This window comes from Amycolatopsis sp. CA-211722, from assembly GCF_056828465.1.
In genome coordinates, this window is sequence record NZ_CP184752.1 from 1621935 (window position 1) to 1639645 (window position 17711).

Consider the following 17711-nt stretch of genomic DNA (forward strand, 5'->3'; position numbering starts at 1 on the left):
TATGAGCGATGAGAAGACGACCGGTGCGAGCGCACACTCTCGTAACACGCGTCAGCAGCTGATCACCGAACACGTCTTCACGACCGGCTCCGCGAGCATCGCCGAACTGGTGGAACTCACCGGCGTCAGCACCATGACGGTGCACCGCGACGTCGACGAACTGGCCCGTCGCGGCCTGCTCCGGAAGTACCGGGGCGGCGTGTCGGCCATGCCGTCGACGGTCTTCGAAAGCAACGCCGACTACCGGATGAACGTGCATTCGGAGGAGAAGATGGCCATCGCCGCGCACGCGCTCGCCCGCGTCGAACCGGGGATGTCCATCCTGCTCGACGACTCCACGAGCGCGCTCGCGCTGGCGAAGATGCTGCACCGGGTCACCCCGCTGACCGTCGCGACGAACTACCTCGGCGCCATCGAACTGCTCAAAGGCGTCCCCGACCTGCGGCTCATCTGCATCGGCGGCGACTATTCGGCGACCCACGACTCGTTCCTCGGCATGCAGAGCCTGGAGGCGATCGAGCGGATCAACGTCGACGCGACCTTCGTTTCGACCTCGGCGATGAACACGCGGATGACGTTCCACCAGGAGCCGGAGATCGTGATGCTGAAACGCGCGATGCTGGCCAGCGCCCGGACGAAGGTGCTGCTGATGGACCACAGCAAGACCGAACGCGCGGCATTGCACCGGCTGGCGCCGCTGAGCGACTTCGACGTGCTGATCGTCGACGACGGGGTGGAAGAGCATCTGGCCGAGGAGATGCGAAGCCAGGTGGAAGTGGATCTCGCGGAACTGTGAGGCTTCCGGGACCTGCATGAAGTACGTGAAGGCCCCCTTCATTGCGTCTAGCGCAATGAAGGGGGCCTTCACGTACTCGAGGTCGGGCGGATGGCCGCGATCGATGGCTCGGCCGAGCCGAGTACGCCCTAGGCACTCATGGACCGAAGGCGCAGTTGCGAAAGCCACTTTCGCAACGTTGATGGTTGCGAAAGTGGCTTTCGCAACGCGTTTTCGCAGGGTTGCCCGATCCCCATGGCATGGGCTTGGTCCGCGCCACCCGGGCGCGCGAGGCTAACACGAAAATCGACCGATGTAACATCTTGAAAGTTAAGTTAACACGATCCATGATACGCTGACCACGACGTCATGGAGGCGTGCATGAACCAGGTAACACCGCCGTTATCGCGATCCGGGAGCGGGTTCGCCCGCGTACTGAACCGCTGGGGCCTGCCCGCCCCGCTGTTCCTCGGTTACGCCGGGCTGCTGCTGTTCATGATCGGCGACGGGGTCGAGTCGGGCTTCATCGCGCCGTTCATGGCGGACAACGGTGCGGGCACCGAGATCAAGGCCTCGTACGTGATCACCGTGTACGGCGTCGCCGTGATGCTGGCGTCGTGGCTGTCGGGCGCGCTGTCGGATCTGTGGGGGCCACGGCGCGTGATGATGATCGGCCTGGCCATCTGGCTGGTGTTCGACGTGCTGTTCCTCGCGGTCGCGGTCTCCGGCGAGAGCTACCCGTTGATGCTGGTGTTCTACGGTCTCCGCGGTTTCGGCTATCCGATGTTCGCGTTCGGTTTCCTGGTCTGGATCACCGCGGTGGCGCCGGTCGCCAGGCTCGGCGCGGCCGTCGGCTGGTTCTACTTCGCGTTCACCGGCGGGTTGCCGACGCTGGGCGCGCTGGTCGCGAGCTTCACGAATCCGGTGCTGGGCCAGTACGGCACGCTCTGGCTGTCGGTGGCGCTGCTGGGGCTCGGCGGGTTGCTGGCGATCTTCGGGGTCCGGCAGCGGACGGGGTACACACGGCTCGCGCCGCCGGACGTGAAACCGGTGCAGAGCCTGGTGTCCAGCGTGTCGATCGCGTGGAAGAAGCCCCGCGTCGGCGTCGGGATGCTCGTCCGCGTCATCAACACCGCGCCCGAGTTCGGGATGCTGGTGTTCTTCCCGACGATCTTCATCGAGGACATCGGGTTCGGGGAGAGCCGCTGGCTCCTCCTGGTCTCGGTCATCTACGGGACGAACATCTTCTTCAACCTGATCTTCGGCGTGCTGAGCGACCGGATCGGCTGGCGCACCACGATCTTCTGGTTCGGCGCGATCGGCTGCGCGATCTCGATCCTGCTGCTGTACTTCGTCCCGATCGCCATGGGCGCCGAGTACTACTGGCTCGCGCTGCTCGTCGGCGCGCTGTACGGCGCCACGCTCGCCGGGTTCGTGCCGATCTCGGCGCTGCTCCCCTCTCTCGCCCCGGAGAACAAGGGCGGCGCGATGGCGCTGCTGAACCTGGGCGCGGGCGCGGCGGCGTTCGCCGGGCCGGCGATCGTCAGCCTGTTCCTCGGCCCGCTGGGCGCGGCCGGAGTGGTGATCGTCTTCGCCGCGCTGTACCTGGTCGCGGCGGTCATGGTGCGCTACCTGAAACTGCCCGATGAGACGGCGAAGGCGATCGAAGAGGACAAGAGCCTGCAAGAAGTCGGAGAGAAGGTCGTCACCACGTGAACCAGCCCGTCACGATCGGCATCGACGTCGCCACCGCGGGGGTCCGTGCCCTCGCGGTACGCGGCGGCACCGTCCTCGCTTCGGCCGCCGCGCCGCTGCCCGCACCGGTCCGTGACGGCCGCGGTCGCAGCGAGCAGGACGCCCGGTCCTGGTGGCCCGCGGTGAAGACGGTGCTGGCGAAGGTCACCGGCGAGCTGCCGGGCAGGGGCGGCGAGGTCGCCGCGGTGGCCGTCGCCGCGACGTCGGGGACGATCGTCGGGGTCGACGCCTCGGGGGAGCCGGTCACGCCCGCCCTGATGTACGACGACCGGCGTGGCGCGGAGCTCAACCGCAAGGCCACCGAGCTCGGCGCGGATCGCTGGCGGCGCCTCGGTTTCGGCGTGTCCGCCACGGCCGCGCTCGGCCGCGTCGCCTGGCTGGCCGAGCGTGTCCCCGGCGTCGCCGGGATCCGGCACACGCCCGAACTGATCGCGGCGGAGCTCACCGGCGGGCCGGTGGCGGCCGACTGGTCGCATGCGCTGAAGAGCGGCTACGACCCGCTCGCCGTCGAATGGCCTGGCGAGGTGTTCGACGCCTTGGCCGTACCGGAGAGCCTGCTTCCCTCGGTGGTCGCGCCGGCCACCGTGCTGGGTGAGGTGGCCAGTCCGGTCGCCGGGCTCCCGGTGGGCTGCCTGGTCGTGGCCGGGATGACCGACGGCTGCGCGGGTCAGCTCGCGGCCGGGGCGGTCACCCCCGGGAGCTTCGTCGGCATCCTCGGCACGACCTATGTGCTCAAGGGGGTCACCGAGGAACTGGTGCCGGATCCGACGGGCGCGATGTACAGCCATCGCCATCCGGACGGCTGGTGGCTGCCGGGCGGCGCGTCGAACACCGGTGGCGAGGCCGTCGCCGGGCAGGTCCGGCTGCCCGAACTCGACGCCGCGGCGGCCGCGCGGGGCCCGGCGAAGGTGGTCGCGTACCCGTTGCGCCGCAAGGGGGAACGTTTCCCCTTCGCCAGCGCGGACGCCGAAGGCTTCGTGTCCGGCGAAGCCGACGACGTCGAGCTGCACCGGGCCAGGCTGGAGGGAGTCGCCTTCCTCGAGCGGCTGGCGCTGGATCACCTCCGTCGCCTCGGCGTCACGATCACCGATCCGCTGCTGGCGGCGGGCGGCGGCAGTAAGAGTCCTTTGTGGACACGGATCCGGGCGACGGTCACCGGTCTCGGCCTGCGGGTTTCGCCACAGGCCGAAACGGGATTCGGCGCCGCGCTGCTCGCCGCGGCCGGTGTCCTGCCAGGCGGGCTCACGGAGGCGTCCGCAGGGCTCGGCAAAGGGATGCTGGTCGAGCCCGACGAGCACGAAAGCGCCGCGCTCGCCGAGTCGTACCGGCGGTTCTGCACCGAACTGCACACCAGGGGCTGGATCGACGACGAGCTGTTCGCCGTCTCCCAGCGATAAGAGATCAGGAAGGGCGTGGGCCGTTGGACTTTTCGGGAGCCGGCTTCGGTGCGGGCTTGGACGCCTCGGTGGCGTCAGGGGCGGGAGCCAGCAGCCGGATGGCCTCCTGGACGGCGACGTCCGTGGCGGAAAGCCGGTCGGCGACCTTCGACCGGAGTTCCAGCGCGAGCTTCCTCGCCTGCTGAGCTTCGGCCTGCTGGGTCTTTGCGTCGGCGAGGGCCTCCGCGACCTGCTCCTGCTTCGCGGCGATGTCCTCCGCCGAAGACTTCTCGGCCTTGGCGATCTTCTCCGTCGAGATCCGCTCGGCTTCGGCACGCTTGGCCGCGGACACCCGGTCGGCTTCCGCGATCTTGTCCGCGGACGCCTTCTCCGCGTCCGCGCGACGAGCGGCCGATGCCTCCTCGGCCTTCTTGTCCGCCGCGGCGCGGGCCCGGACGCTCTCCATGTCCAGTTCCTTGCGCTTCTGCGCCGCCTCGGAATTCAGCCGGTCGATCTCGGCCTTGGCGTCCGCGAGCAGCTTCTCCCGCTCCGCCTGCGCGTCCTTGGCCGCTTTGTCGATCGCGCGCTGCGTTTCGTGGGCGTACTTGTCGGCTTCGGCCCGGGTCGACTTGGCGTCCGCTTCGGCGGCGGCCTTGAGGTCGGCGATCTCCTCCTCGGCGAGCTGCATCATCATGCGGACGCGTTCGGCCATCGCGCCGGCACCGGACGGGCTCGAACTCATCCGCACGAGGGCGGCCTTGGTCTCGTCCAGTTCCTTCTGGGCGTGGCCGAGCGCCTTGGTGAGCTCACCGGCGGTCGCCACGGCCTCGTCTCGGCTGCGTGAGGCCTGCTTGATCTCGGCCGCCAGCTCGGCGAGACGCTCGTCGACCTGACGCTTGTCGTAACCGCGGACAGCGCCCGCGAACTGGGACGATTTCGCTGAGGGCGCCTGAGGCGCCGTCTTCTCAGGAGCGACCATGGCGGCCACCTTAATGAGCGGGGGCCCGTGGGGCAGTACCGCCAAACGGCTGCACTCGGCGTGCGGCAGGGCGATCACATGGCATCCTGCTTTGTTGACGGCTCGTAAGCAGGGGGAGGCCCGGTTGGACATCTCGGCGATCCTCGAGGACATCCGCGAGCATTGGCACGTCTACGCCACGATGCCCTTCATCGCCGCGCTGATCGGGTACATCACGAAACGCGTCGCGATCGAGATGATGTTCCGGCCGCTGGAGTTCGTCGGGATCAAACCGTTCCTCGGCTGGCAGGGGGTCATCCCGGCCAACTCGCGCCGGATGGCGACCACCGCCGTCGACCTGCTGACCAAGAACCTCGTCGATCCGCAGGAGATCTTCTCCCGGCTCGATCCCGAGGAAATGGTCAAGGAACTCGAAGAGCCGCTCCTCAAGGCCGTCGAGGACGTCACCCGTGAGGTGATGGAGCAGTACCAGCCCAGACTGTGGGAACTGCTGCCGACCCGGGCGCAGCGCATGCTGGTCGACCAGGTCCGGGCGCAGGCGCCGAAGGTCGTCGCGAGGCTGATGCGCGAGGTGTCGACGAACATCGACGAGGTCCTCGACGTCAACGAGATGCTGATCAACGCGATGGTCCGCGACAAATCGCTGACCTGCCGCCTGATCAAGGAGGTCGCGACCCCGGAGCTGCGCTTCATCGCCCGGTCCGGCATCTGGTTCGGCTTCGTCATCGGCCTGATCCAGTTCGTCGCCTGGGCGCTGACGAAGCAGCCGTTGATCATGCCGATCTTCGGTTTCGTCACCGGCTTCGTCACGGACTGGCTGGCCCTGAAAATGATCTTCTACCCGCGTGAGCCGCGCCGGTTCCTGTTCTTCAGCTGGCAGGGCATGTTCCAGAAACGCCGCCAGGCGGTCGCCAAGGACTACGGCGCGCTGATCGCGGACGAGGTGCTCACCGTGCGGAACGTGATGGAGGCCGTGCTCACCGGGCCCAAGGCGGACAAGCTGTTCGCGATGATCACCCGCGAGGTGCAGCGCACCATCGACGCGCAGGCGAGCATCGCGAAACCGTTGGTGGCGCTGACCGTCGGCGGGGTCCAGTACCAGGAGATGAAGAAGGCCGCGGCGGAGAAGGCGATCGCGTATCTCCCCGAAACGGTGAAACACGTGGAGAGTTACGCCACTGACGCGCTCGACGTCCGCAACACCATCGTCACGAAGATGCAGCAGCTGACCCCGCTCGAGTTCGAAGGGATCCTCCGTCCCGCCTTCCAGCAGGACGAATGGAAGCTGATCGCGGTCGGCGCGGTGATCGGCGGGCTCGTGGGTGAACTTCAGGTCCTGTTACTCCTCCATTGAGGACAGGCGGCTAGGTTGCCCTTCAAGCAAGACGCGGGAGGGGCTGGAAAGTGGACGCCGTCATCGCCGATCTCGGCGAGCACTGGCCGGTGTACGTCACCATGCCGTTCATCGCCGCGCTGATCGGCTACGTCACCAAACGCGTCGCCATCGAGATGATGTTCAAACCGGTCGAATTCGTCGGTGTGAAGCCGTTCCTCGGCTGGCAGGGCGTGCTGCCCGCCAACGCCGAACGCATGGCCGCGACCGCCACCGAAATGCTGACGACCAACCTCGTCGACCCGAAGGAGATCTTCGCCAGGCTCGACCCGGCCCAGGTGGCGAAGGAGATCGAGCAGCCGCTCCTCCGGATCGTCGAGGACGTCACCCGCGAAGTGATGGAGCAGTACCAGCCCAGACTGTGGGAAGTACTGCCGAACACCGCCCAGCAACTCTTGCTCAAACGCGTGCAGGCCGAGGCGCCGCGCGCGATCACGAAGATCATGGGCGAGATCTCGGAGAACATCGAGGACGTCCTCGACCTCAAGCACATGGTCGTGACGAACCTGGTGCGCGACAAGGCCTTGCTGAACCGGCTGATCCGCGACATCTCGCGCCCGGAGATGCGGTTCATCGCGCGGTCGGGGATCGTGTTCGGGTTCTCCCTCGGCTGTGTGCAGCTGCTCGTGTGGGCGCTGACGAAATCGCCGATCGTGCTGCCGCTGTTCGGTATCGGCATCGGCTGGTTCACCGACTGGATCGCCCTGAAGATGATCTTCCTGCCGCGCGAGCCGAAACGGTTCTTCGGCCTCTACACCTGGCAAGGCGTCTTCCAGAAGCGCAAGGACCAGGTCTCCGCCGACTACGGCGACATGATCGCGCGCGAGATCATCACCATCCCGAACCTGCTCGAAGCCGTGCTGAGCGGGCCGAAATCGGACAAGCTGTTCACGATGATCACCCGCGAGGTGCAGCGGACGATCGACGCTCAGGCGAGCGTCGTGAAGCCGTTCGTCGCGCTGGCCGTCGGGAGCAGGCGGTTCCAGGAGATGAAGCAGACCGCGGCCGCGAAGGCGGCGGCGCGGATCCCGGAGACGATCCGCCACGCCGAGAGCTACGCGGTCAACGCGCTCGACGTCCGGAACACCATTGTGGACAGAATGCGGCGGCTGAACCCGCTCGAATTCGAGCAGCTGCTGCGCCCGGCGTTCCGGCAGGACGAGTGGAAACTGATCGCCGTCGGCGCGGTGATCGGAGGCCTTGTCGGTGAACTTCAGGTGCTTCTACTGCTTCACTGAAGGCCAACCGATACGGTTTCCCCCTTCCCTGAGCGAAGCGAGGAGGTCGTGTGGACGCCGTCCTGGACGACCTCGCGCGGCACTGGTGGCTGTACGCCGCGATCCCGTTCGTAGCCGCGCTGATCGGCTACGTCACCAAACGCGTCGCCATCGAGATGATGTTCAAACCGCTCGAGTTCGCCGGGATCAAGCCGTTCCTCGGCTGGCAGGGCGTGGTCCCCAAACACGGCGGGCGGATGGCGGCCGTCGCGACCGAGCTGCTGACGTCGAATCTGCTGGACGTCAAGGAGGTCTTCCGGCGGGTCGACCCGGCGATCATCACGCGCGAGATCGAGCAGCCGCTGCTGCGTGCCGTGGACGAGGTCGCCCGCGAAGTGCTCGAAAAGCACCATCCCAGGCTCTGGGAGGTCATGCCGACGATGGCGCAGGAGCTGCTGATCAAGCAGGTCCAGTCGTCGACGCCGCCGCTGGTGCGCGAGTTCATGGAAGAGATGACCGAAAACCTCGACGAGGTGCTCGACTTCCAGCACATGACCGTGCAGCGGCTGACCAGGGACAAGAAGCTGCTCGTCCGCTTGATCCGCGAGACGTCGCGGCCGGAGATGGCGTTCATCGCGCGCACGGGGATCTACTTCGGCTTCGGGCTCGGCATCGTGCAGGCGATCGTCTGGGCGGCGACGAAGGAACCGTGGGTCCTGCCGATCTTCGGCGGCTGCATCGGGCTGGTCACCGACTGGCTGGCGATCAAGCTGATCTTCGTGCCGCGTGAGCCGGTGCGGGTCGGCCGGGTGATCCTGCAGGGCAAGTTCCAGCGACGCCGGGCGGAGGTCGCGCGCCAGTACGGCGAGATGATCGCGAACGAGATCCTCACCGTGCCGAACCTGCTCGACGCCGTCCTGCGCGGGCCGCGGTCGGATCGGTTGTACGCGCTGGTCGAGCGGCTCGTGGCGCGGGCCGTCGACGAGCAGGCGAGCGTCGCGAAACCGGTGGTCGCGATGGCCGTCGGCGGGGAGCGGCTGCAGGAGATCAAGCAGGCGGCCGCGCGGAAGGCGCTGGAGCGGCTGCCGCCGACGATCCGCCACGCCGAGGGCTACCTGACCGAGGCGATGGACGTCGCGAAGATCGTCGAGCGGCGGATGCTCGGGCTGACGCCGCTGGAGTTCGAGGGGCTGCTGAGGCCGGCGTTCCGGCAGGACGAGTGGAAGCTCATCGCGGTGGGCGGGGTCATCGGTTTCGTGGTCGGTGAGCTGCAGGTTCTCCTGATGCTCCACTGACCTGCGGTTAGCGGGCTAAACGCGATTTGGGGGTGGCAGATCGCGATTAGCCCGCGAAACGCAGGTCCGCTAGGGCGCGACGGGCTGCGCCACCGCCGTCGGCTCGACGCGGACCCGCGACGAACGCCCGCGCAGCCAGGCGATGAGACGGCAGACGAGGTAGATCACGAACGAGATGGTCGTGACGAAGGCGCTCACCGGCTTCCCCGGCGCCAGCGAAAGGACGATCCCGCCGAGCGCGGCGATCTCCGCGAACACGATCGACAGCACGGTCGCCTTCCACGGGCTCGCCGTGACCCGCGCGGCCGCCGCGGCCGGCGTCACCATCAGCGAGACCACCAGCAGCGCGCCGACGATCTGCACGCCGAGCGCGCTCGAGATGCCGACCAGCACCGCGAAGATCAGCGACAGCAGCCGCACCGGCACACCGCGCGCCGTCGCGACCGCCGGGTCGACCGTGGCGAACAGCAGCGGCCGGTAGATCACCGCGAGCACCACCAGCACGACGACCGAGGCGCCGACGAGCAGGTTCAGGTTGGTCGAGTCGATGGTGATGATCTGCCCGACCAGGATGCCGAACTTGTTGGCGCTGCGGCCTTCGTAGAACGACAGCAGCAGGACACCCATGCCGAGGCCGAAGGCGAGGATCACGCCGATCACGGAGTCGCGTTCGGACTCACGGCCGCCGAGCAGCCCGATCAGCAGGGCGGCGATGACCGCGCCCGCGAGGCCGCCGAGTTCGACGCCGACCCCCAGCAGCAGCGCGCCGGCCGCGCCGGTGAAGGCCAGTTCGGCGGTGCCGTGCACGGCGAACGACATCCGCCGCATGACGACCAGCGGGCCGAGCACCCCGGCGACCAGGCCGAGGACGGCGGCCGCGAGCAACGCCGTCTGCACGAAATCGAGACCGAGGAGTTCGCCGGTCAGGGCGAAGTCGAACATCTTGTCCACGGGTGCTAGCCGGCCTGTTCGTCGATGTGGTGGGGTTCGTCCTCGCACAGCGCGCTCTGCGCCCCGGCGACGTGGATCTGCCCGCCGACCTTGAGCACCTCGATCCGCGTGCCGTACAGCTCGGACAGCGTCTCCGAGTTCATCACCTCGTCCGGCTTGCCGACCCGGAACTGGCCGTTCACCAGATAGAGCACCCGGTCCACATAGGACAGGATCGGGTTGATCTCGTGGGTGACGAACAGGACGGCCGTCCCGGCGGAACGCCGCCGCTCGTCGATCAGCTCGCTGACCGCGCGCTGGTGCGCCAGGTCGAGGGAGAGCAGGGGCTCGTCGCAGAGCAGCACTTCCGGGTCGCCGACCAGGGATTGCGCGACGCGCAGCCGCTGCTGCTCGCCACCGGAAAGCCGGCCGACCGGCTGCCTCGCGTACGCCTGCGCGCCGACGGACTCGATCGCCTTCGCCACCAGCTGACGCCGCTTCGAGATCCCGAAGAGCCCGGTGCCCCACCGGTGCCCGTCCAGACCGAGGCCGACCAGGTCCACCCCGCGCATCGTCAGGCCCTCGTCGAGGGCGCGCTGCTGCGGGATGTAGCCGATCCGCCGGTTCGTCCCGCCGGGGCGCCGCCCCGCGATCTCGACCGTGCCCTCGGGCAGCCCCTGCTGGCCGAGCAGCACCTTGAGCAGGCTGCTCTTCCCGGAGCCGTTCGGCCCGAGGATGGCGAGGAACTCGCCGGGCTCGACGTCGAGGTCGAGCCCGGACCAGAGGGTCCTGGTGCCGAACGCGAGGCTCGCCCCGCGGACACGGACCGCGGGGCGAGCTTCGGCGGGTACGGAGGTCACTACTTCAGTGCTCCGGCCAGCGCGTCCACTTCCTTGGTCATCCATGCAATGTAGTCGGTCACACCCTGGGGCAGCGTTTCGGTGACGTCGACGACCGCGATACCGGCGTTCTTGGCGTCGCCGACGACCTGCTGGGTGACCGGGGTGGTGGTCTGCGCGTTGTTGACCAGCGCCTTGACCTGCTTGCCGGAGATCAGCTGCTTGACCTCGTTGAGCGCGGCGGCGGGCACGTCCTGCTCCGCTTCCACGGCCTCGGCGAAGGCCGGCGGCGTCGCGTCGGTGACCTTCGCGCTGTCGAGCAAGTAGTGCGCGACGGGCTCGGTGGCGACGACCTTCGCGTTCGAGGCGCCCAGGCCCGAGACCTTCTTCAGCAGCTCCTGGGTCTTGCCCTTGAACGCGGTCGCGTTGGCGGTGAAGGCGTCCTTCGACGCGGGCTGGATCTCGCCGAGCTTCGCGGCGACCTGGTCGGCGACCTTCTCGACGCCGGGCAGGCTGTACCAGACGTGCTCGTTCTCGTTGCCGGTCGCGGCGATGTCGACGGCGACCAGCTTCTGCGCGCCGGTGGCCTGGTCGGCCAGCTTGCCGAAGAAGTCGTCGTAGCCGCCGCCATTGGACAGCGTCAGCTTCGCGTTCTTCGCGGCGACGGCGTCGCTCGCGGTGGTCTCGTAGGAATGCGGGTCGGCCGAGGGGTCGTGGATGATCGAGGTGACCTCGACCTTGTCACCGCCGACGGCGGTCACGACGCTGCCCCAGACGTCGGTCGAGGCGACGACCTTGATCTTCTCGCCGCCGGGGTTCGCGGCGGACGCGTTCGGCGAACCGGAGCCCGTCGACGCCTTGTCGCCCGACGCGCACGCCGTCGCGCCGAGCGCGAGGACGGCCAGGGCCGAGACGGCCGCGAAAACACTCTTGGTACGGCGGGAATTCATTTACTGCACTCCTGCGGATGCCCTGGCCAGGTGTTCCCAATGCCGGGTAATGGAAACCGTTGTCAGATTCAACTGTACCCCATCCGGATGACGACGCCTCCGGTCCTGGTCCGAGCTGTACCCAGGGTCACTCTGAATCGAGACCTGCCACACGTCGGGTGATGCTTCTGCAAAACGTTCTGAACCGTTACGGTTTGCGGATGGGCCGTCCTATCCGCACCAGGAGGCAGGCGACACTGGCGTCGTTGGCCGCAGAGCTCGGTGTGTCGAGGACCACCGTCTCGAACGCCTACAACCGACCCGACCAGCTGTCCCCTGAGCTGCGCCATCGCGTCCTCGAGACCGCACGCCGCCTCGGCTACCCGGGCCCGGACCCGGTGGCCCGTTCGCTGCGGACACGCAAAGCCGGCGCTGTCGGTCTTTTGCTCACCGAGAACCTCTCCTACGCCTTCCGTGATCCCGCCGCCGTCGGCGTGCTCGAAGGGCTCGCGCTGGCCTGCGAGGACGCGGGCGTCGGCCTGCACCTGGTCCCGGCGAGCCCGGGCAGGGAGGACGTCGCGGCCGTGCACCGCGCCGGCGTCGACGGCTTCGTCGTCTACTCGGTGCCCGACGACGACCCGCATCTCGGCGCCGTGCTGGAGCGCCCGGTGCCGACGGTGATCGTCGACCAGCCCCGCGTGGACGGCGTCGACCGGGTCGGCCCGGACGACGCGGCCGCGGTCACCGCCATGGCCGAGCACCTCATCTCGCTGGGCCACCGGCAGATCGGCGTGCTGTGCATGCGGCTGGCCCGCGAACGCAACGACGACTTCGTCTCCATCCAGCGGCAGAGCGCCGCGCACTTCCACGTCCAGCGCATCCGCCTGGAGGCGCTGGCCGCCGCTTTCTCGGCGGCCGGGGTCGACTGGGCGACGGTGCCGGTGGTCGAACGCTTCGACCACACCGTGGACGACGGCGCGTCGGCCGCACGCCAGCTGCTCGACGCGTATCCGCAGGTCACCGCCGTGATCTGCACCTCGGACATCCTCGCCCTCGGCGCACTGGCCGAGGCGGAGCGCCGCGGCCTGCGCGTGCCGCAGGACCTGACGGTCACCGGATTCGACGGCATCACCGAGGCCGAACGCTCCGGGCTCACCACGGTCCACCAGCCGGTGCTCGAAAAGGGCAAGGCGGCGGGCAAGCTCCTGCTCAGCTCGGCGGACCGGGTCGGGCCGAAGGTGATCACCCTGAACACCGAACTGCGGGTCGGCCGCACCTCGGCGCCGCCACGAACGGCCGAAGAACGCTGGTTCGGACCGTGATCTGCGTCCGCTCGCGTTGCTCTCCCCCGGCGTGTCGGTTCCAATGAACGTGTGACCTCAATCGACGTACTGCTCAAGCGCAACCAGGAGCTGGGTGACGTCACTCCTGGTGACCGCTCGTCTCCGAGGCCATCACTCCAGGTGGCGATCCTGACCTGCATGGACGCCCGTATCCGGGTGTTCGAGATCTTCGGCCTGATCCAGGGCGAGTCCCACATCCTGCGCAACGCGGGCGGAGTCGTCACCGACGACATGATCCGCTCGCTCGCGCTCAGCCAGCGGAAGCTCGGCACGCGCGAGGTGCTGATCGTGCAGCACACCGACTGTGGCCTGTCGATGGTCACCGAAGACGACTTCAAGGACGAGCTCGAAGCCGCCAGCGGACTGCGTCCGACCTGGTCCGTCGAGGCGTTCCGGGTGGTGGAGGACAGCGTGCGCCGGTCGGTGCAGCGGGTCCGGCGCAGCGACTTCCTCCCGCACACCGACAACGTGCGCGGGTTCGTCTACGACGTGAAGCTGGGCCGCCTGACCGAGGTCGCGTAGAGCTGAAGGGGACTTTCCCCGCATGCGATGTGAGGAAAGCGCCCTTCACCGCGTAAGACGAGGGGAAAGTCCCCTTCAGCTACGCCCTGGGCCCACGTTCGACGCGCGGGCGCACCTTTTAAGCTGACCCGGTGGGCGTCGACGCGGAAGTGCTGACCGGCTGGTTCGACGAAGTGGGGCGAGACCTCCCTTGGCGTGAGCCGGAATGCACCGCCTGGGGCGTGCTCGTCAGCGAGATCATGTTGCAGCAGACACCGGTCGCGCGCGTGCAGCCGATCTGGCTCGAATGGATGGCGCGCTGGCCGGTGCCGTCGGCGCTGGCGGCGTCGTCGCAGGGCGAGGTCGTGCGCGCCTGGGGCAAACTCGGCTACCCGCGGCGCGCGTTGCGGCTGCACGCCGCGGCGGCCGTCATCGCCGCCGAACACGGCGACGTCGTTCCGTCCGATGTGGACACTCTGCTCGCGTTGCCGGGTATCGGCGCGTACACCGCGCGCGCCGTCGCGGCCTTCGCCTACGGCAAGCGGGCACCGGTGGTGGACACGAACGTCCGGCGCGTGGTGGCCAGGGCGGTGCACGGCGCGGGTGACGCCGGGCCGCCGTCGAACACCCGCGACATGGCCGACGTCGAGGCGCTGCTGCCGCCGGAAGACGCGCCCGCCGCGAAACTCTCGGCCGCGCTGATGGAACTCGGCGCGCTCGTCTGCACCGCGCGTTCGCCGCGCTGCGCCGACTGCCCGATCTACGACGACTGCGCCTGGCAGCACGCCGGACGGCCCGCGTACGCCGGGCCCGCGAAGCAGGTCCAGAAGTTCGCCGGGACCGACCGTCAGGTGCGCGGGCTGCTGCTCGACGTCCTGCGCGGCAGCGAAGGCCCGGTGGAGAAGGCACGGCTCGACCTCGTCTGGCACGAATCCGGCCAGCGCGACCGCTGCCTCGACTCCCTGCTGGTGGACGGGCTGCTCGAACAGACCGGGGACGGCCTGTTCGCCCTGCCCGGCGAACACTAACGCATTACGACAAAAGTTGGTCAATGGTTGTCATCGGCGCGATGGCGGGTTAGTTTTCCGGCCAACGCGCATGATGGGAGTTTCGCCCGTGGCCGACTTCGACCGACGTACCGCGCTCAAGGGCGGCCTGACGGTGAGCGCCGTCGGGCTACTGGGGACAACGACGATTTCCGCCGCCGACGCGGCGTCCGGGGTGACCGAACCGAAGATCCACGGAACGGCCGCGTGGAACGCGCGGCCGCCGAGCGGGACGATCGAGGTGCAGAACCACAAGCCGACGTACATCGTCGTGCACCACACGGTCGAACCGGGGAACGTCACCGACTACACCCTCGAACACGCCTTCTGGGCGTCGCGTTCGATCCAGAATTTCCATATGGACACCCGTGGCTGGGTCGACACCGGCCAGCAGTTCACGAACAGCCGCGGCGGGCACATCACCGAAGGGCGGCACCGCAGCCTGGAGATCCTGCGCGGCGGAACCCGGCACGTGCTGGGCGCGAACGTGGGCAACAACAACAGCACCTGCATCGGGATCGAGAACGAAGGCCTCTACAGCACAGAGGACGTCACGCCCGCGCTCTGGGACTCGCTGGTGAAGCTGGTGGCGTACATGGCCTCGCAGTACGGGATCTCGCCGGAATTCATCAAGGGACACCGGGACTTCAACTCCACCGAATGCCCGGGCACCGTGCTGTACAACCGGCTTCCGGAGCTGCGCACCGAGGTCGGGAAGCTGCTGGGTTCCTCGTCGCCGAAGGTGGATCTGCCGGAGTGGCCGCTGCTCAAACCCGGAGACAGCGGGCCACGGGTGCGGATGGCCCAGGAACTCCTGCGGGCCCGCGGTTTCGCCGTGCCCACCGACGGCCTCTTCGGACAGTCCACAAAGGACGCCGTCGCCGCGGTGGCGGCACGGCACGGGCTGGAGCGCGACGCCTGCGGCGCGACGGCGGCGACCGACGAGACCGGCTTCCTCGGCTCCGACGTCTGGCCGCTCCTCGTCGGATCCGGCACCGACCTCCGGGCGCTGAAGGAACGGCTCAGCCGATGACGTCGGAGAGAAACGCTTCGACGGCACCGAGATAGGTTTCCGGCGCTTCGTCGTGCACCACGTGCCCGGCGCCTTGGACGACGACATGCCGTCCGAGGCCGCCGGGCACGCGCGCGGCCAGCTCGGCCTGCTGTCCGTGGGGCATCGCGGTCCGTTCGCCTTCGATCGCGAGCAGCGGGCATTTCACGCGTTCGACGAACTCCCAGAAGTCGCGCCTGCCCCATTCGGCCGCGATCTCGTACAGGTCCGGCAGGGAGGCGATCAGGTGGTAGCCGTCTTCGCGTTCCTCGACGCATTCGACGAAGTAGTCACCGGTGTCGCCGAAGAACTCGCGCACATGGGCCAGCGAGCGGAACGGGACCGGCCACGATTCGAAGTACCCGCGCCAGGTGTCCACGGTCCGGCCGCGCTGGTCCGGCGCGAAGTCCTCGCAGACCACGGCGCGGACGAGCCCGGGATACGTGGCCGCGGTGACCCAGGCGTGCAGGCCGCCCATCGAATGTCCGATCAGGACCGCGGGCTCGTCGAAGGTCCGCAGCACCGCGGCGACGTCTTCGGCGAACCGCTCGGTGCGCCAGGGCCCGCCGCGTGGTCCGCGTCCGTGACCTCGCGCGTCGAGGCCGTGGACACGCCCGTACGGCTGGAGTCTCCGCGCGACCCGCCACCACGTCGTCGCCCTGCCCATCAGCCCGTGCAGAAGGACGATCGGCGGCCCGTCACCGCCGAAAGTGATCAACCCGTCGCGCTGGATCACCACTAAGCTCCCCTCCATGCGCAGCCGTGTCCCCGCCGCCGGTCTGGTCATGGGGGCCGTCTGCGCCCTGATTATCGGCTGCACCGCCGATCCCGCGCCGGCCGCGCCCCCACCGCCGCCGCCGATGAACCCGGCTCCGGGCGCTTCGGGCGCGGGCGACCCGTACTACCCGATGGACGGGAACGGCGGTTACGACGCGACCGAATACCAGGTCGGGATCACCTACGACCCCGCGAAAGGGCGTCTCGACGGCGACACCACGGTGATCGCGAAAGCGACGCAGGACCTCGATCGGTACAACCTGGACTTACGCGGCCTGACCGTGCAATCGGTCGAAGTGGACGGGAAACCGGCGAAGTTCGCGCGCGAGGGCGACTTCGAGCTGGTGGTGACGCCCGCCGAGCCGATCCGGAACGGGACCGAATTCCGCACGAAGGTCCTCTACGGCGGCGACCCGTCGGCGACGCCCAAGGCGGGCGGCAGCGAGAACGGCTGGCAGAAGTCGAAGGACGGCGGCGCGTTCATCGTCGGCGAGCCGCATTCGGCGTCGTTCTGGTACCCCGTCAACGAGACCCCGCGTGACAAGGCGATGTTCACCCTCACCGCGCGCGTGCCGGACGGCTGGACCGTCATCTCGAACGGGCGCGAGATCCAGAAGAGCTCGGCGAACGGCTGGACCGCGACGTCCTGGCAGGAGCGCACGCCCGTGGCGTCGTATCTGACCACGGTGGCGATCGACAAGTTCACCGTCGACCGGATGGCGCTCCCGGACGGGACCCCGGTGGTCAACGCGTACGCGCCGGGCGCCGAGGACCGGCGCGACACCGGCAGGCGGCTGCCGGAGATCATCGGTTTCCTGAGCTCGAAATTCGGGCCGTACCCGGTGGACGCGGCGGGCGGCATCTATCTCGACGAGGACATCCATTTCTCGCTGGAGACCCAGACCAGGCCGACCTACGCGAAATGGGCCGACCTGGTCACCGTGGTGCACGAAACCGCGCACCAGTGGTTCGGCGATTCGGTGACCCTGAAATCGTGGTCCGACATCTGCCTCAACGAATGCCTCGCGTCGTACGCGCAATGGCTGTGGCAGGAGTCGCGGGACCACGAGAACCTGGACGACCGCTACCGCGCCGCCCTCGAGATCATGCGCGGCAGCCAGGATTTCTGGACGCCGAAACTGGTCGACATGGGTGCCGGGCAGGAGTTCCACGGCGTCTACGACAAGGGGATCCTGGCCATCCACGCGCTGCGGCGGAAGATCGGCGAAGGGACGTTCACGCGGCTGCTGAAGGAATGGCCGGCGGCGTACCGGAACGCCAACGCCTCGTGGGCGGATTTCGAGGCGTTCACCATCAAGCTTTCGGAGCAGGACCTGCGGCCGTTCTTCGACGCGTGGTTCCACGGCACGACGATCCCGCCGGACGCCGAACTCCTCCCCGGCACCCTGCGCGGCTGACCACTCCTCCCGCATTTAGTCCTCTAAATGCGGGAAGCGGCGGTCGTCCCCACCACCACCCTCTCGACGCGAGCGCGTTGCGAAAGC

Annotated in this window: 16 protein-coding genes; 11 read left to right on the forward strand and 5 right to left on the reverse strand. The window is 68.4% G+C overall.

Annotated elements, in window-relative coordinates; genetic code table 11:
- Nucleotide 1: 1 nt before the first annotated feature.
- The 3 genes from ACOCEP_RS08000 to ACOCEP_RS08010 all read left to right on the forward strand — a co-directional run bounded on the left by ACOCEP_RS08000 (nt 2) and on the right by ACOCEP_RS08010 (nt 3927).
- Complete coding sequence (locus tag ACOCEP_RS08000; protein WP_482336626.1) at nt 2–796, forward strand: DeoR/GlpR family DNA-binding transcription regulator; 795 nt, start codon at nt 2–4, stop codon at nt 794–796.
- Nucleotides 797–1156: 360 nt separating this feature from the next.
- Nucleotides 1157–2491 carry an MFS transporter gene (locus ACOCEP_RS08005; RefSeq protein ID WP_482336627.1) on the forward strand — a complete coding sequence of 445 codons (1335 nt, stop codon included), beginning with the start codon at nt 1157–1159 and terminating at the stop codon, nt 2489–2491.
- On the forward strand, nt 2488–3927 hold the full coding sequence (locus ACOCEP_RS08010) for an FGGY-family carbohydrate kinase (protein ID WP_482336628.1): 1440 nt from the start codon (nt 2488–2490) through the stop codon (nt 3925–3927). The genes ACOCEP_RS08005 and ACOCEP_RS08010 overlap by 4 nt, the downstream gene beginning before the upstream one ends.
- Nucleotides 3928–3931: 4 nt before the next feature.
- Here ACOCEP_RS08010 and ACOCEP_RS08015 read toward each other — a convergent pair whose 3' ends face one another.
- Complete coding sequence (locus tag ACOCEP_RS08015; protein WP_482336629.1) at nt 3932–4885, reverse strand: coiled-coil domain-containing protein; 954 nt, start codon at nt 4883–4885, stop codon at nt 3932–3934.
- A 124-nt stretch (nt 4886–5009) separates the two neighbouring features.
- Here ACOCEP_RS08015 and ACOCEP_RS08020 point away from each other — a divergent pair, with 124 nt between their 5' ends.
- From ACOCEP_RS08020 to ACOCEP_RS08030, 3 genes are read left to right on the forward strand one after another with little or no spacing between them, the layout of a single operon-like run.
- Entirely contained in the window at nt 5010–6239 is a 1230-nt protein-coding gene (locus ACOCEP_RS08020; protein WP_482339639.1) for a DUF445 domain-containing protein, read from the forward strand.
- A gap of 50 nt (nt 6240–6289) precedes the next feature.
- Complete coding sequence (locus ACOCEP_RS08025; RefSeq protein WP_482336631.1) at nt 6290–7516, forward strand: DUF445 domain-containing protein; 1227 nt, start codon at nt 6290–6292, stop codon at nt 7514–7516.
- A 50-nt stretch (nt 7517–7566) separates the two neighbouring features.
- On the forward strand, nt 7567–8790 hold the full coding sequence (locus ACOCEP_RS08030) for a DUF445 domain-containing protein (protein ID WP_482336633.1): 1224 nt from the start codon (nt 7567–7569) through the stop codon (nt 8788–8790).
- Nucleotides 8791–8859: 69 nt separating this feature from the next.
- On the opposite strand, the gene ACOCEP_RS08035 is transcribed toward ACOCEP_RS08030, so the two are convergent.
- From ACOCEP_RS08035 to ACOCEP_RS08045, 3 genes are read right to left on the reverse strand one after another with little or no spacing between them, the layout of a single operon-like run.
- Nucleotides 8860–9741 (reverse strand): metal ABC transporter permease, encoded by an 882-nt coding sequence (locus ACOCEP_RS08035; protein ID WP_482336634.1) that lies wholly within the window; start codon nt 9739–9741, stop codon nt 8860–8862.
- Nucleotides 9742–9746: 5 nt separating this feature from the next.
- Nucleotides 9747–10580 (reverse strand): metal ABC transporter ATP-binding protein, encoded by an 834-nt coding sequence (locus tag ACOCEP_RS08040; RefSeq protein ID WP_482336635.1) that lies wholly within the window; start codon nt 10578–10580, stop codon nt 9747–9749.
- Nucleotides 10580–11509: a metal ABC transporter solute-binding protein, Zn/Mn family gene (locus ACOCEP_RS08045; protein ID WP_482336637.1), complete on the reverse strand. Its 930-nt coding sequence runs from the start codon at nt 11507–11509 to the stop codon at nt 10580–10582. The genes ACOCEP_RS08040 and ACOCEP_RS08045 overlap by 1 nt, the downstream gene beginning before the upstream one ends.
- A gap of 200 nt (nt 11510–11709) precedes the next feature.
- Between ACOCEP_RS08045 and ACOCEP_RS08050 the strand changes: the two genes are divergently transcribed.
- From ACOCEP_RS08050 to ACOCEP_RS08065, 4 genes are all read left to right on the forward strand, one after another.
- Nucleotides 11710–12810, forward strand: coding sequence for a LacI family DNA-binding transcriptional regulator (locus tag ACOCEP_RS08050; protein ID WP_482336638.1), 1101 nt, complete (start codon nt 11710–11712; stop codon nt 12808–12810).
- Between the two features lie 51 nt (nt 12811–12861).
- The gene (locus ACOCEP_RS08055) at nt 12862–13353 is read left to right on the forward strand and encodes a beta-class carbonic anhydrase (protein ID WP_482336639.1); all 492 of its coding nucleotides are present in this window, start codon (nt 12862–12864) and stop codon (nt 13351–13353) included.
- 131 nt (nt 13354–13484) lie between these two features.
- Nucleotides 13485–14360: an HhH-GPD family protein gene (locus ACOCEP_RS08060; protein ID WP_482336640.1), complete on the forward strand. Its 876-nt coding sequence runs from the start codon at nt 13485–13487 to the stop codon at nt 14358–14360.
- Nucleotides 14361–14448: 88 nt separating this feature from the next.
- Nucleotides 14449–15411 (forward strand): peptidoglycan recognition protein family protein, encoded by a 963-nt coding sequence (locus ACOCEP_RS08065; protein WP_482336641.1) that lies wholly within the window; start codon nt 14449–14451, stop codon nt 15409–15411.
- On the opposite strand, the gene ACOCEP_RS08070 is transcribed toward ACOCEP_RS08065, so the two are convergent.
- Nucleotides 15401–16183, reverse strand: a complete 783-nt coding sequence (locus tag ACOCEP_RS08070; protein WP_482336642.1) for an alpha/beta fold hydrolase — start codon at nt 16181–16183, stop codon at nt 15401–15403. The two genes, ACOCEP_RS08065 and ACOCEP_RS08070, sit on opposite strands and share 11 nt — an antisense overlap.
- On the opposite strand from ACOCEP_RS08070, the gene ACOCEP_RS08075 reads away from it, so the two are divergent.
- Complete coding sequence (locus ACOCEP_RS08075; protein ID WP_482336643.1) at nt 16182–17624, forward strand: M1 family metallopeptidase; 1443 nt, start codon at nt 16182–16184, stop codon at nt 17622–17624. The two genes, ACOCEP_RS08070 and ACOCEP_RS08075, sit on opposite strands and share 2 nt — an antisense overlap.
- Nucleotides 17625–17711 lie beyond the last annotated feature (87 nt).